This window comes from Plantibacter sp. MPB07 (assembly GCF_046619465.1).
Taxonomy (GTDB): Bacteria; Actinomycetota; Actinomycetes; order Actinomycetales; family Microbacteriaceae; genus Plantibacter; species Plantibacter auratus.
Genome location: NZ_CP177043.1, coordinates 423,023 through 436,715, shown reverse-complemented (window position 1 = coordinate 436,715; position 13,693 = coordinate 423,023). Strand labels below are relative to the sequence as shown.

Here is a 13,693-nt window from a genome sequence, read left to right as displayed (position 1 = left end):
TCGTCACGGAACGGAGACGCCATGGTGAACCGGGATTCGCCGCGCGGAACAGCACCCGCGGCCCTCGAGAACGCGGAGCAGGAGAGCGCTATGCTGCGGCCTGCCCACGGGTTCAGCGTCCGCGACTACGCGAAGTCCGCCGTCGGCAGTCGTCGCAAGGAGATCGACGCCGCGGCCTTCGCCGAGACGCCGCTGAGTGCTGAGACGGTCGCACTGCTCCGCGCCCTGTCGGACATCGAGCGCGCGACCATGCAGTACCTCCGCGGGGTGCTCGTCACCCCCACCCATAAGGACGCCAGAGTCACCGCGTTCCTGATCACCTGGGCGTACGAGAAATACTGGATCACCGACACCCTCGACACCGTCCTCAAGGCGAACGGGACCCCGCGCGACAAGACGCGTTCGACAGGTCTCCGGCGCACCGTCCACGGTGTGCGCGACCGCTTCGCGCCCATCGGCCAGGCCCTCATCGCGAACGTGCTCGGCGAGGACATCATCGCCTGGCACATGACGATCGGGACGATCGACGACCTCATCACCCACGCGGCCTACCGTGGGGTGCGCGAGCGCGAGCCGCACCCCGTGCTCGACCGCCTCGTCGACGAGATCCTCGAGACGAAGGCCAGGCACCTCGAGTTCTTCACCGCTCAGGCGAGTGACCGCCTCGCCACATCGCCCCGTGCGCAGGGCATCACCCGTCGCCGCATCCGGAACGCCGTGTGGCCCACAGGCTCCGATGCGAACGGCCCCCGACAGACGGCGCGGTTCGCCGCGCTCGTGTTCCGCAGCACCGCCACCTGGAGCGACCCCGCCGTCCTCGGCATCGACGCGTCGATCGACGCGCTGCCCGGTCAGTCGGGCCTCCATCTCGCCGCCAGACTTGCCCGCCGCGGACGCCGCGGCAGCCTCGAGGAGAACCGATGACCGACAACCCCACCCCAGACGCCGAACAGCCCGACGCTCAGGAGCCGGAGGCTCAGCAGCCCACCACCGCCCCGGATGCCCTCGACGGCGCGCACGTGCTCGTCACCGGCGGCACCGGCTTCCTCGGGCAGGCGGTGCTCGAGCGCCTGCTCGCCGATCACCCGACCACCCGCGTCAGCCTGCTCATCCGGAAGAAGGGGTCGGTCCGCGGGAGCGACCGTCTCCAGACCCTGCTCCGCAAGCCGGTGTTCAAGGCCTGGCGCGAACGCGTCGGCGCCGAAGCCGCTGCGGCGATCGTGGCCGAGCGCGTCAGTGTGATCGAGGGTGGCCTCGACGAGATGGCGCTGCCGGCCGACCTCGACGTCGTCATCCACAGCGCGTCGACCGTCTCCTTCGACCCGCCGATCGACGAGGCCTTCGCCACGAACGTCGGCGGCGCCACCACCCTGTACGCGGCGCTCGCGAAGAGCGGCGCGACCCCGCACGTGGTCCACGTCTCAACCGCCTACGTCGGCGGCACGCGGAAGGGCATCCAGCCGGAACGCAGCCTCGCGCACGACGTCGACTGGCGCGTCGAGGCCGAGGCAGCCCGCTCGGCGCGCGTCCGCACCGAGGAGTCGTCCCGTCGTCCGGAGGTCTTGCGCAAGCTCATGCAGACCGCCCGTCGCGAGCACGGCAAGGCCGGCCCCCAGGCCGTCTCGAACGCCGCCGAGGCCGCACGCATCGCCTGGGTCGACGCCCGACTCGTCGCCCACGGCCGCGCACGCGCCGAGAGCCTCGGCTGGACCGACGTCTACACCTTCACGAAGGCCATGGCCGAGCGGGTCGCCGAAGAGCGCTGGGCCGGCGAGGGCAACCGACTCTCCGTCGTGCGTCCGTCGATCATCGAGAGCGCGCTCGCGCACCCCTTCCCCGGCTGGATCGACGGCTACAAGGTCGCCGACCCGCTGATCATCGCCTACGGGCGCGGACAGCTGCCCGACTTCCCGGGGCTCCCCGACAGCGTGCTCGACATCATCCCCGTCGACTTCGTCGTCAACGCGATCCTCGCTGCGGCCCAGACCCCGCCGGAGCCGGCTGCGGCGCGCTACTTCCACGTGAGCTCCGGAGCCAGCAACCCGCTGCCGTTCCACAAGATGTACGCGAACGTGCACAGCTACTTCACGGAGCACCCGATCCCGGCGGACGCCGGTGACATCAGCGTGCCGACCTGGAACTTCCCCGGCGGGCGCGCGATCGAGCGCTCCATCGACCGGCGGCAGAAGGCGACGACGGCGGCCGGCCGGGTCGTCTCCCACCTGCCGGCGAACGCGACCACCCGCGGATGGCAGGACCGGATCCGCAAGGCGTCGAGCGACCTCGGCTCGCTCCGCGACTTCACCGGGCTCTACCGCTCCTACGTGCAGAGCGAGATCGTGTTCGACGACCAGCGCACCCGTGCCCTGCACGCCTCGCTGACGCCCGAGCAGCAGGCGGACCGCGGGTTCGACGTCACCACGATCGACTGGGACGACTACTTCCAGCGCATCCACTTCCCCGCCGTCACGACCCTGACCCGCGCCTTCGCCAACCGCAAGGCGGGCGCCGCGAAGCAGCAGAAGATCCTGCCCGTGCGCGACGACGTCCTCGCGGTGTTCGACCTCGAGGGCACGGTGCTCGCTTGGAACCTCATCGAGCAGTACCTCTGGCTGCGGCTCGCGGCGACCTCGCGGTCGCGCTGGCCCATCGAGATCGCCGCGCTCGGCGCGTCCATGCCGGGGTACATCGGTGCCGAACTCCGCGACCGCGGTGAGTTCATCCGCACGTTCATGCGTCGCTACGAGGGCGTCGACGTGGCGCAGCTCGAGAAGATCGTCCGGGGCGGCTTCGGCAAGGCCGTCCGGTCCCGCCTCCTCCCCCAGGCGCTCGAACAGATCGCCGCGCACCGGGCGGCCGGTCACCGGACGATCCTCGTCACCGGCACCATCGACCTCATGACGGCTCCGCTCGAGCCGTTCTTCGACGAGGTCGTGGCCGGGGCGATGCACGCCGAGAACGGACGCCTCACGGGCTACCTCGACAGCCCGCCGCTCGTCGACGAAGCGCGCGGCGCCTGGCTCACGCAGTACGCCGAGCAGCACGGCATGGACCTCGCGCATTCCTACGGCTACGGCGACTCCCATGCGGACGCCGCCTGGCTGCAGCTGGTCGGGAACCCGGTCGCCGTCAACCCCGACCACACCCTGTACAAGCTGGCGCAGGCCGGCCGGTGGACGGTGCGAGAATGGGCACGAACCACCGGAGGCGTCCGCTCCGAAGACGAACTGACCCGCGCACCGCGCCCCGCACAGCCGAGAGGAGAGCGGACGGCCGAGGACACGATCCCCGACCGCCCCACCGCACATGGCGTTTGACATCGACAAGTTCACCGAGACGAGTGTCTCGGTGAACTGGAGCGACCTCGACTTCGACGAGTTCAAGACGAACCCGCTCCCCGCTTCCACCCTGCGCAGCCTGCGCTACATGTGCGACATCGAGTACCACACGGTCTGCTATCTGCGCGACATGCTCATGACGCCGTCCCACGAGGACGACGAGGTCGGCGCGTTCATGACGATGTGGAACCGTGAGGAGTTCTGGCACGGGGAGGCGCTCGCCGCCGTCCTCGCCGCCCACGACATCACGGTCGACTTCGACGAGCTCAAGGCGACGCGCCTGAAGCTCGGCTGGAAGGACCGCCTCGACCCCATCAAGCAGTCGATCCTCGGCAACCTCGTTGGCACCGACTTCATCGCGGTGCACATGAGCTGGGGCGCGGCGAACGAGTGGTCCGCGACCGCCGCGTACACCCGCCTCGCGCAGTTGGAGCGGCACCCGGTGCTCTCGGTGCTCCTCAAGCGGATCGCGAAGCAGGAGACGCGTCACGTGGCGTTCTACGCGAGCCAGGCCAAGGCGCGCCTGGAGTCGTCGAAGAGCGCACGTCGACTCACCCGCTTCCTGCTCCGCAAGGTGTGGGGCCCCGTCGGCTCGGGCGTCATGCCCGACTCCGAGGTCACGCACGTCATGGGCCACCTCTTCGGCGACGAGGACGGCCTGGCCGAGGTGCGCCGCATCGACGGGCACATCGCAAAGCTCCCCGGCATGGAGGGGCTCACGATCATCGAGAACTCGCTCCGCGTGCGCGGCGTCGCGGCCTGAACCGCGCCACCTCGCACAGCAGCCCCGGTCGGATCTCCGACCGGGGCTGCTTCGTGTCGTGCGGGCCGCGTCTCAGCTCTGCGAGACGATACGGGCGCCGTGGACCGGTCCGTGGGCACGGATGACCTTCAGCCCGGACGAGGCGAGCGTCACCTGCAGTTCGACGGCGTCGTCGGTGTCGGCAGCCAGGAAGGCGATCGTCGGCCCGGAGCCGGAGACGAGGCTGCCGAGGGCGCCCTGGGAGTCGCCGAACTCGAGCACCTCGCCCAGCACCGGGCGCAGCTGCAGCGCGGCGGCCTGCAGGTCGTTGTAGAGGACCTCTCCGAGGAGGTGGGCGTCGCCCGCCCGCAACGCCTGGAGCACCGCGGCGTCGACCGTCGGCTGGCGACCGGACGGAGAGATGTCGAGGATGTGCCGCGCCCGGTGGGCGTCGAGTTCCTGGTAGACCTGCGGGGTGGACATGCCGAAGTCGGCGAGGGCGAGCACCCACTCGAACTGCCCCTTGGCCAACGCACTGCTCAGTTGGTCGCCGCGGCCGGTGCCGACAGCGGTGCCGCCGAGCAGGGCGAAGGGCACGTCGGCGCCGAGGCGTGCCGCCAGCGCCAGGAGGTCGTCGCGGCTGCGTTCGGTCCCCCACAGGGCGTCACAGGCGAGCAGCGTGGCCGCGGCGTCGGCTGAGCCGCCGCCCATCCCGCCGGCGACCGGGACGTGCTTCTCGATCTCGAGCCGGACACCACCGCGGTACCCGGTCCGTCTCGCGAGGGCCTTCGCGGCGCGGATGGCGAGGTTGCTCGTGTCGGTCGGCACACCCGACACGTCCACCGAGCCGGAGAACGACACACTGAAGTCGTCGGCCGGGTAGGCGTGCACCTCCTCGTACAGCGAGATCGCCTGGTACGCGGTCGCGACGTCGTGGTAGCCGTCGTCCATCACTTCGCCGACTTTGAGGAAGACGTTGATCTTCCCCGGTGCTCGCACGTGGACGTGCTTGAGGATGGCCTCGGTGGTCATTGTTCCAAGTTAGTCGATCGAGCAGGCGCCTCAGACCGCGTCACTTGTCGGAGGAGTCCGCCCAGATGTTGACGTCGGCGCCCTCCGCGAGTCGGTCGATCTCCTCGAGCTCCTCGGTCGTGAACGCGGGGCCGTCGAGCGCCGCCAGGTTCTCGTCGAGCTGCTCGGGGCGGGAGGCACCGATGAGGGCGGAGGTGATCGCGGGGTTGTTCAGGACCCAGGCGAGCGACATCTGCGCGAGGGTCTGCCCGCGCTCCACGGCGATGTCGTTGAGGGACCGGAGGCGGGTCGCCATCTCCTCGCTCACCTGGTGGTCGGGCAGGGAGGGACGGTTCGTCGCACGTTCGGCCGGGCCGTCGCCGAGGTACTTGTCGGTGAGCAGGCCCTGCGCGAGCGGCACGAACGCGATCGCGCCGAGGCCGGTCTCGGTCAGCACCTCGGTGAGGCCGTCCTCGACCCAGCGGTTGAGGATCGAGTACGACGGCTGGTGGATCACGAGCGGCGTGCCGAGCTCGCGAGCGACGGCGTGTGCGGCGGCCGTCCGCTCGGCCGAGTACGACGAGATGCCGACGTACAGGGCCTTGCCGGAGCGCACGATCGCGTCGAGCGCGGCCACGGTCTCCTCGATGGGCGTGACCTCGTCGACCCGGTGCGAGTAGAAGACGTCGACGTAGTCGAGACCCATCCGTTCGAGCGACTCGTCGAGGCTCGCGGTCAGGTACTTCTTCGAACCGAAGTTGCCGTACGGGCCTGGCCAGAAGTCGTAACCGGCCTTCGAGGAGATGATGAGCTCGTTGCGGTACGGAGCGAAGTCCTCGCGCATCATGCGACCGAAGTTCGTCTCGGCGGAACCGTAGGGCGGGCCGTAGTTGTTCGCGAGGTCGAAGTGGGTGATGCCGTGGTCGAACGCGTGGCGCAGGAGCGCGCGCTGCCCGTCGAACGGCCGGTTGTCGCCGAAGTTGTACCAGAGGCCGAGCGAGATCGGCGGGAGGAAGAGCCCCGAGGTGCCGACCTGGCGGTAGTCGTTCCGCGCGTAGCGGTCGTCTGCCGCAGCGTACGGGCGGTGGATGTCGGGGACGTTCAGCGGGAATCGAGCATCAGCGGTCATGCGCCAACGTTATCGTCCCGCACGCACGATCGACAGGAAGTCGTGGACCGCGAGCTCCTCGCCGCGCGCCGTCGGTTTCACTCCGGCGGCCTCCATCTGCTCCGTCGCGGCCTGGGAGCTGCCGAGGACGCTCCCGAGAGCCTGCCGGAGCATCTTGCGACGCTGCTGGAACGCCGCGTCGATGAGCGCGAAGGTTTTGATGCGCTCCTCCTCGGTGCCGATGACGTCGGCGCGTCGCTCGAATCCGACGAGCACGGAGTCGACGTTCGGAATGGGCCAGAACACCTGGCGGCTCACCTGGCCGGCGATGCGCCACGCGCCGTACCAGGCGGCCTTCGCGCTCGGTGCGCCGTAGACCTTGCTCCCCGGGCCGGCGGCGAGTCGGTAGCCGACCTCGGCCTGCACCATGACGACACCGGCCGTCAGCGAGGTGAAGTGCTCCAGGAAGTGCAGGAGGACGGGCACGGAGATGTTGTACGGCAGGTTGGCGACGAGTCGGTTGGGCTGCGCCGGGAGTTCCTCGATGCGCATCGCGTCCTCGTGGACGACCGACAACCGGTCGATCATGCCCGGTGCCATCTCCCCCACGGTGAGCGGCAGCTGCTTGGCGAGCCGACCGTCGATCTCGACGGCGACGACGCTCGCGTCGGCCTCGAGCAGTCCGAGCGTCAACGAGCCGAGGCCGGGGCCGATCTCGACCACGACGTCGCCCGGAGCGACGTGCGCGACCGACACGATCTTGCGGACGGTGTTCGCGTCGATGACGAAGTTCTGACCGAGCTTCTTCGTCGGCGTCACGTCCAGCAGGGTGGCGAGATCTCGGATCTCGGCGGGGCCGAGCAGGGCGACGGAGGCGGTCATCCCTCCAGTATCCCTGATCGGGGAGCCGGTCCTCGTCGGGCGACAGGCGCGAGGCTCTGTGACGGGCTCAGTGTCTCAGCCGGCCCAGGAGCCGTAGACGCGCTCGGTGTTCGTCGCGAGCTGCGTCGCGAACGCGGCGACGTCCTCACCCAGGTGCTCGGCCATGCCGCGCACCGTGTACGGGAGGAGGTACGGCGCGTTCGGCCGACCGCGGAACGGGGCGGGCGTGAGGTAGGGCGCGTCGGTCTCGACCATGATCAGCTCGCGGGGCATGATCGCGAGCGCCTCACGCAGCGGTGCGGCGTTCTTGAACGTGACCGTCCCGGCGAAGGAGGCGTACCAGCCGTGCTCGGCGCACAGCTCGGCGAGCTCCGGGCCGCCCGAGAAACAGTGGAAGACGGTGCGTTCCGGAGCGCCCACTCGGAGGAGCGTCTCGACGACCTCGTCGTGGGCGTCGCGATCGTGGATCTGCAGTGCGACACCGTGGCGCTTCGCGATGGCGATGTGCGCTTCGAACGATGCGAACTGCGCCGCGCGGCCGTCCTCCTCGGTGCGGAAGAAGTCGAGGCCGGTCTCGCCGACGGCGCGGACGCGAGGCTCCGCCGCCAGACGGTCGATCTCGGCCAGCGCCTCGTCCAGGGTGCCCGCGCGGTCGAGGTCCGGTGCGTCGTTGGGGTGGATCGCGACCGCCGCGAGCACGCGGGGGTCACGAGCGGCGATCGCCGCCGACCAACGGGAGGTCTCGACGTCGGTGCCGACCTGCACGATGCCGCGGACCCCGACGGAGGCCGCGCGGTCCAAGTGCTCCGACGGGGTCAGCGGGGCGTCGCCGTCGGCATGCTCGAGGTGCGTGTGGTTGTCGTAGACCGCGACCGGCAGCGCCTCAGGAACCTCGGGGTAGCTCAGCTGCTTCCGCTCCCCCGCTTCGCGCTGCCGCAGGTGCGGTGTGGCGGCCGGATCCGGCGCGACGCCCCCGCTCATTCGGCGACGGCCTCGATCCGCGGGAACAGGGGCTCGAGCCCTGCCACCGAGGTGCCGGCGGGCAGCTGCCCCCAGGTGCCGACATCGCCGATGCGCTGTGCGCCGAGCTCGCCGAGGGCGGCTTCAGCGCCGAGGGCGGACCACAGCTTGGTGGTCGCCTTCGGGACGAAGGGGTGGAGCAGGACCGACAGGGCGCGCAGGCCCTCGACCGCCGTGGCGAGCACGGTGCCGAGCCGCTCCCGCTTGGCCTCGTCCTTCGCGAGTGCCCACGGCTCCTGCTCGGTGATGTAGCCGTTCAGCTCGTCGACGATCCGCCAGATGGCCGCGAGCGCGTCCTGGATGGCTAGGCGCTCGATCGCGGCGTCGGCGTCCGCAGCCGCCCGGGCGACCGTCTCCTGGATGGCCACGTCGGCCGGTTCGGCAGGGCCGCTCGCCGGCACGACGCCGTCGAAGTACCGCGTCACCATGGCGAGCACGCGCGACGCGAGGTTGCCGAAGCCGTTCGCGAGCTCCGCCTGGTACCGCGCGGAGAGGTCCTCCCAGCTGAACGAACCGTCCTGCCCGAAGGCGATGGCGCGCATGAAGTAGTAGCGGAACGCGTCGGAGCCGAAGGTGTCGGTGATCTCACTCGGTGCGATACCGGTGAGCTTCGACTTCGACATCTTCTCGCCGCCGACGAGCAGCCAGCCGTGACCGAAGACCCGCTTCGGGACCTCGAGCCCGGCGGCCATGAGCATGGCCGGCCAGATGACCGCGTGGAACCGCAGGATGTCCTTGCCGACGATCTGCGTGGCGGGCCAGCGCTCGGCGAACGCCTCCTCGTCGGAGCCGTACCCGGCGGCGGTGATGTAGTTGAGCAGGGCGTCGAACCACACGTAGACGACGTGGCTCTCGTCCCACGGGACCTTGATGCCCCAGTCGAAGGTCGAGCGCGAGATGGACAGGTCTTTGAGCCCCTGGCGCACGAACTGGATGACCTCGTTGCGCGCCGACTCCGGCTGCACGAACTCCGGTCGTTCCTCGTAGAGGGCCAGCAGGCGCTCGGCGAAGTCGCTCATGCGGAAGAAGTAGTTGCTCTCCTGGAGCAGTTCGACCGGCTTCGAGTGGATCGCGCACACGAGCTGCCCGACGTACTCGCCGGTGCCCTGCACGAGGTCGCTCTCCTGCTTGTACTCCTCACAGCCGACGCAGTAGTACCCCTCGAACTCACCGGTGTAGATGAAGCCGGCGTCGTACAGGCGCTGGAGGAAGAGCTGGACGTTCTGTTCGTGCCGCACGTCCGTCGTGCGGATGAAGTCGTCGTTCGAGATGTCGATCGTGTCGAGCAGCGGGTACCAGGACTCGCTGACGAGCTTGTCGGCCCACTCCTTCGGCGTCACGCCGTTCGCGGTCGCCGTGCGCAGGATCTTCTGGCCGTGCTCGTCGGTCCCGGTCAGGAACCAGGTGCGGTCGCCGGCCTGACGGTGCCAGCGCGCGAGGACGTCCGCGGCCACCTCCGTGTAGGCGTGCCCGATGTGCGGGGCGTCGTTGACGTAGAAGATGGGCGTGGTGATGTAGAACGAGGTGCCGTCGGCCATGGGGTCAATCCTAGGACGAGCGGGCGTCGCCACCGTGCCTGTTACGGCGCGGGACGCACCTGCGCGTCCGGCGACGCCTTCGGAGGCCGGGCTGCGAGGGCCGCCTGGTACAGGTCGCGCTTCGAGAGGCCGGTGGCCTCGGCGACCTCGTTGGAGGCGTCCTTCAGGCGCGTGCCCGAGGCCACGAGCGCGAGTACCTGCTCGAGCGCGGTGGCCGGATCGGCCTCGACGGCCTCAGCACCGGCGATGACGATGCAGATCTCGCCCTTCACACCGCCGGACGCCCATTCGGCCAGTTCGGCGGCCGTCCCCCGCTTGACCTCCTCGAACAGCTTGGTCAGCTCCCGGCACACTGCCACGCGACGATCGGCTCCGAGCACGGAGGCGATGTCCTCGAGGGAGGAGGCGAGTCGGTTGGGCGATTCGAAGAACACCATCGTCCGCGGCTCGGTCGCGAGCGCTCGGAGGCTGCTGCGTCGGTCCCCCGGCTTCCGTGGGAGGAACCCCTCGAAGGTGAAGCGGTCGGTCGCGAGGCCGGACACGGCGAGCGCCGTCACGACCGCCGACGGCCCGGGGATCGCGGTGACCTGGACGTCTGCGGCCGCCGCCGCGTCGACGAGGTGGAAGCCGGGGTCGGACACGGTCGGCATGCCGGCGTCGCTGAGCACGAGGACGTCGGTCTCGCGGGCCAGTTCGACGATCTCGGCCGCGCGTTCGCGCTCGTTGTGGTCGTGCATGGCGATGAGCCGCGGCCGCGATTCCACACCCAGGGCGCGCAGCAGGTGGATGGCCGTCCGGGTGTCCTCGGCGACGATGACCTCCGCTGCGGCCAGCGCCTCCCGGAGTCGTGGCGACGCATCGCCGAGGTTGCCGATGGGGGTCGCTCCGAGGATGATCACCGGACCAGTCTCCCATCCGGTCGGGGTGGTTAGATGAGACGGTGTCGGTCGATCTTCTGGAAGCCCCTGTGACGGGATCCCGCCTCGACCGCTGGTGGGAGCGGATGCTCCGCACCGAGCGCCGCCGGAAGCTCTGGATCTGGGGCGGCCCGGCCGCGGTGACGCTCCTCGCGTTCGTGCTGCGGTTCTGGAACCTCGGTCACCCGCACTCGCTCGTCTTCGACGAGACCTTCTACGTGAAGGACTCGTGGTCGCTGTGGCTGAACGGCTACGAGAGCACCTGGCCGGACGGGGCCGACGAGGGCTTCGCGAACGGCGACGCGGGCAGCCCGAGCACGAATCCCTCCTACGTCGTGCACCCACCACTCGGCAAGTGGCTGATCGCGCTCGGCATCGCCGTGTTCGGCATCGACGACAGCACCGGGTGGCGCATCTCCACCGTGATCGCCGGAACGCTCGCGGTCCTGCTCGTCACGCTCATCGCCAAGCGGTTGTTCACCTCGTCGATCCTCGCCGTCCTGGCCGGGTTCCTGTTCGCGGTCGACGGGCACGCGATCGTCATGGCCCGGGTCTCGCTGCTCGACAACTTCGTGATGTTCTTCGTGCTCGCGGGATTCGGCGCGATCCTGTTGGACCGGTCGTGGCACGCGTCACGCCTGGCGGCGAAGGTCGCGTCCGCCCGGGCGAGGGGCGCCGATCCGGCCTGGGGTCCCGTCCTCTGGTGGCGGCCATGGCTGCTCGCCGCAGGGGTCGCGCTCGGCGCGGCCACCGCGGTCAAGTGGAACGGACTGTACTTCCTCGCCGCGTTCGGCGTGTACGTGATCGTCACGGATCTCCTGCTCCGACGCCGACTGGGCCTCAGCCTGTGGGCGAGCGCGGCGGTCCTCAAGCAGGGCCCCGTGTCCTTCGTGACCCTCGTCCCGGTGGCCGCCGTCGTGTACCTCGCCAGCTGGACCGGGTGGATCAGGACGTCCGGCGGGTACGACCGCCAGTGGGCGGACGCGGTGGGGAACGCCTGGACCGGGACCTTCGCGTGGGTCCCCCACTGGTTCCAGAGCCTCCTGCACTACCACCAGAGCGCCTACAGCTTCCACGTCGGCCTGAGCACCCCGCACCCCTACGCCGCGAACCCGCTCGGCTGGCTGCTCATGATCCGGCCGACGAGCATGTACTACCAGTCCCCCGCCACCGGGACCGACGGCTGCGCGTGGGACGCCTGCTCCTCCGCGATCACCTCGATCGGCAACCCGCTCATCTGGTGGGGCGCCGCCGTCGCGCTCGGGTACTGCGTCTACCGGCTCGTCCGGTACCGCGAGTGGCAGGTCGGGCTCATCGTCCTCGGGGTCGCAGCGGGGTACCTGCCCTGGCTGCTCTACCTGAACCGGACGGTGTTCCAGTTCTACACGATCGTCTTCGAGCCGTACCTCATCCTGGCGCTCGTCTTCGCGATCGGGAAGATCCTCGGGTCCCGCGACGACCCGGAGGAACGACGGTTCGCCGGCGTCGGCGTCATCGGGGTGTTCGTGACCATCACGACGCTGTTGAGCATCTTCTGGTATCCGCTCTGGACCGCCATCACCGTGCCCTACTGGTTCTGGCACCTGCACGCCTGGTTGCCGTCATGGGTGTGACGGGAGGCCGACGATGAAGGCGCTCCCAGGGGTGCTCGTCGCCGGTGCAGCAGCGCTCGCCGCCCTGGGCCTCCACACCCTCCTGCCGGTCGTCCCGCTGCTGACCGCGAGCGTCCTGCTCGGCATGGTGGTGGGCCAGCTCCCCGCGTTCCAGCGGCTCGCGGCGGGCGTCCTGAAGCCGGGACTCGGCATGAGCGCGAAACGGTTCATGCGGATCGGTGTCGTCCTGCTGGGGCTGAAGCTGAGCCTCGTCGACATCGCCGGCCTCGGGTGGGTCACGCTCGCCACCACGGTCGCGATCGTCGTCGTCACCTTCTTCGTCACCCTCTGGCTCGGCCGGAGACTCGGGCTCGCGGGCCCCGAACCGCTCCTCATCGCCACGGGCTTCTCCATCTGCGGCGCCTCCGCCATCGGCGCGATGAGCGGCGTCGTGAAGGCGAAGGACGAGGAGCAGGCGACGCCCGTCGCGCTCGTCACCCTCTGCGGGACCCTCGCGATCTTCATCCTCCCGGCACTCCGCGGCCCACTCGGGCTCAGTGACGAGCAGTTCGGCCACTGGGTGGGGGCGAGCGTGCACGACGTGGGTCAGGTCGTCGCGACCGCCCAGATCGCCGGCACGAGCGCACTCGCGATCGCCGTCGTCGTCAAGCTGACCCGCGTCGTGCTCCTCGCCCCCATGGTCGCCGCCGCCGCGACGATCGAGCGCCGCCGACTCCTGGCGGTGTCGGCCGGCGCCGGTGCTCAGGTCGATGCCGACGGGACCGCGACCGCAGCCCGACCGCCGATCGTCCCGCTGTTCGTCGCGGGCTTCATCGCCGCGGTCCTCGTCCGCACCCTGCTCCCGGTGCCCGAGCTCGTCCTCGACGTCGCCGACGGCGTGCAGACCGCACTGCTGGCGATGGCGCTCTTCGCACTCGGCGCCGCGATCCGCGTCCGCACGCTCGTCACCACCGGGTGGCGCGCGCTCGTCGTCGGGCTCGTCTCCTGGCTCCTCATCGCGGTGCTCGCGCTCGGAGCGGTGCACCTGGCCTGAGGGAGGGGTGCGTGCCCGACCAGCGCGGCTAGTGCTCGCCGCCCACGATCTTCAGGCCGATGACGCAGCCGATGAGCCCGAGGATGAGCAGCACCTTGACGACCGACAGCTGTTCGCCGCCGAAGGTCATGGCGTATCCGACGGTGAGCGCTGCGCCGATCCCGACCCAGACCGCGTAGGCGGTGCCCACCGGGATGTCGCGCATGGCCCAGGCGAGGCCGGCCATGCTGAGCACGAGCGCCCCCGCGAACGTCACGGTCGGCCAGAGCTTCGTGAAGCCCTCGGACTTGCCGAGCGCGGTGGCCCAGACGGCTTCCAGGACCCCGGACGCGATGAGTACGATCCAAGACATGACGATCACTCCCAAGTGGTCAGTCTTGTCGCGTTCCGGGTACTGCGCCCTCGTCCGGCAGCCCGATGAGGGCTGTGTCCCAGACGATACGCCGACGCCCTGGGCAGGCCCTGTGCAGTGCGGTCGAATGCGACGCAAT

General features: G+C 70.1%; 12 protein-coding genes and 1 riboswitch. Of the genes, 5 read left to right on the top strand and 7 right to left on the bottom strand.

Features of this window, described 5'->3' with window-relative positions; all coding sequences use genetic code 11:
• Positions 1 to 90: 90 nt before the first annotated feature.
• Genes ACLIME_RS02060 through ACLIME_RS02050 form a run of 3 tightly spaced genes read left to right on the top strand, consistent with a single transcriptional unit; the run spans position 91 to position 4,101 of the window.
• Positions 91 to 924, top strand: a complete 834-nt coding sequence (locus ACLIME_RS02060) for a hypothetical protein (RefSeq protein WP_411558088.1) — start codon at positions 91 to 93, stop codon at positions 922 to 924.
• Entirely contained in the window at positions 921 to 3,317 is a 2,397-nt protein-coding gene (locus tag ACLIME_RS02055) for an SDR family oxidoreductase (protein ID WP_411558087.1), read from the top strand. The genes ACLIME_RS02060 and ACLIME_RS02055 overlap by 4 nt, the downstream gene beginning before the upstream one ends.
• Positions 3,307 to 4,101, top strand: coding sequence for a hypothetical protein (locus ACLIME_RS02050; protein WP_079705450.1), 795 nt, complete (start codon positions 3,307 to 3,309; stop codon positions 4,099 to 4,101). Before ACLIME_RS02055 ends, ACLIME_RS02050 begins: the two co-directional genes overlap by 11 nt.
• A gap of 72 nt (positions 4,102 to 4,173) precedes the next feature.
• Here the strand turns inward: ACLIME_RS02050 and ACLIME_RS02045 are convergent, their stop codons facing one another.
• The 6 genes from ACLIME_RS02045 to rsmI all read right to left on the bottom strand — a co-directional run bounded on the left by ACLIME_RS02045 (position 4,174) and on the right by rsmI (position 10,538).
• Positions 4,174 to 5,112 carry a 4-(cytidine 5'-diphospho)-2-C-methyl-D-erythritol kinase gene (locus ACLIME_RS02045; RefSeq protein ID WP_411558086.1) on the bottom strand — a complete coding sequence of 313 codons (939 nt, stop codon included), beginning with the start codon at positions 5,110 to 5,112 and terminating at the stop codon, positions 4,174 to 4,176.
• 40 nt (positions 5,113 to 5,152) lie between these two features.
• The gene (mgrA, locus tag ACLIME_RS02040) at positions 5,153 to 6,220 is read right to left on the bottom strand and encodes an L-glyceraldehyde 3-phosphate reductase (protein ID WP_411558085.1); all 1,068 of its coding nucleotides are present in this window, start codon (positions 6,218 to 6,220) and stop codon (positions 5,153 to 5,155) included.
• A gap of 9 nt (positions 6,221 to 6,229) precedes the next feature.
• A complete protein-coding gene (gene rsmA, locus ACLIME_RS02035) occupies positions 6,230 to 7,081 on the bottom strand; it encodes a 16S rRNA (adenine(1518)-N(6)/adenine(1519)-N(6))-dimethyltransferase RsmA (protein WP_411558084.1) in 852 nt (283 codons plus the stop codon).
• A gap of 75 nt (positions 7,082 to 7,156) precedes the next feature.
• Positions 7,157 to 8,062 carry a TatD family hydrolase gene (locus ACLIME_RS02030; RefSeq protein WP_124768942.1) on the bottom strand — a complete coding sequence of 302 codons (906 nt, stop codon included), beginning with the start codon at positions 8,060 to 8,062 and terminating at the stop codon, positions 7,157 to 7,159.
• Positions 8,059 to 9,639 (bottom strand): methionine--tRNA ligase, encoded by a 1,581-nt coding sequence (gene metG / locus ACLIME_RS02025; protein ID WP_079001972.1) that lies wholly within the window; start codon positions 9,637 to 9,639, stop codon positions 8,059 to 8,061. Before metG ends, ACLIME_RS02030 begins: the two co-directional genes overlap by 4 nt.
• A 41-nt stretch (positions 9,640 to 9,680) precedes the next feature.
• A complete protein-coding gene (gene rsmI, locus ACLIME_RS02020) occupies positions 9,681 to 10,538 on the bottom strand; it encodes a 16S rRNA (cytidine(1402)-2'-O)-methyltransferase (protein ID WP_124768941.1) in 858 nt (285 codons plus the stop codon).
• Positions 10,539 to 10,606: 68 nt separating this feature from the next.
• Between rsmI and ACLIME_RS02015 the strand changes: the two genes are divergently transcribed.
• Together ACLIME_RS02015 and ACLIME_RS02010 are read left to right on the top strand one after the other, a co-directional pair.
• Complete coding sequence (locus ACLIME_RS02015) at positions 10,607 to 12,169, top strand: dolichyl-phosphate-mannose--protein mannosyltransferase (protein WP_411558083.1); 1,563 nt, start codon at positions 10,607 to 10,609, stop codon at positions 12,167 to 12,169.
• 13 nt (positions 12,170 to 12,182) lie between these two features.
• Positions 12,183 to 13,202, top strand: coding sequence for a YeiH family protein (locus tag ACLIME_RS02010; RefSeq protein ID WP_411558082.1), 1,020 nt, complete (start codon positions 12,183 to 12,185; stop codon positions 13,200 to 13,202).
• 28 nt (positions 13,203 to 13,230) lie between these two features.
• Here ACLIME_RS02010 and ACLIME_RS02005 read toward each other — a convergent pair whose 3' ends face one another.
• Entirely contained in the window at positions 13,231 to 13,554 is a 324-nt protein-coding gene (locus tag ACLIME_RS02005) for a DMT family transporter (protein ID WP_079003866.1), read from the bottom strand.
• Positions 13,555 to 13,568: 14 nt separating this feature from the next.
• Positions 13,569 to 13,632: riboswitch (guanidine-III (ykkC-III) riboswitch) on the bottom strand.
• Positions 13,633 to 13,693 lie beyond the last annotated feature (61 nt).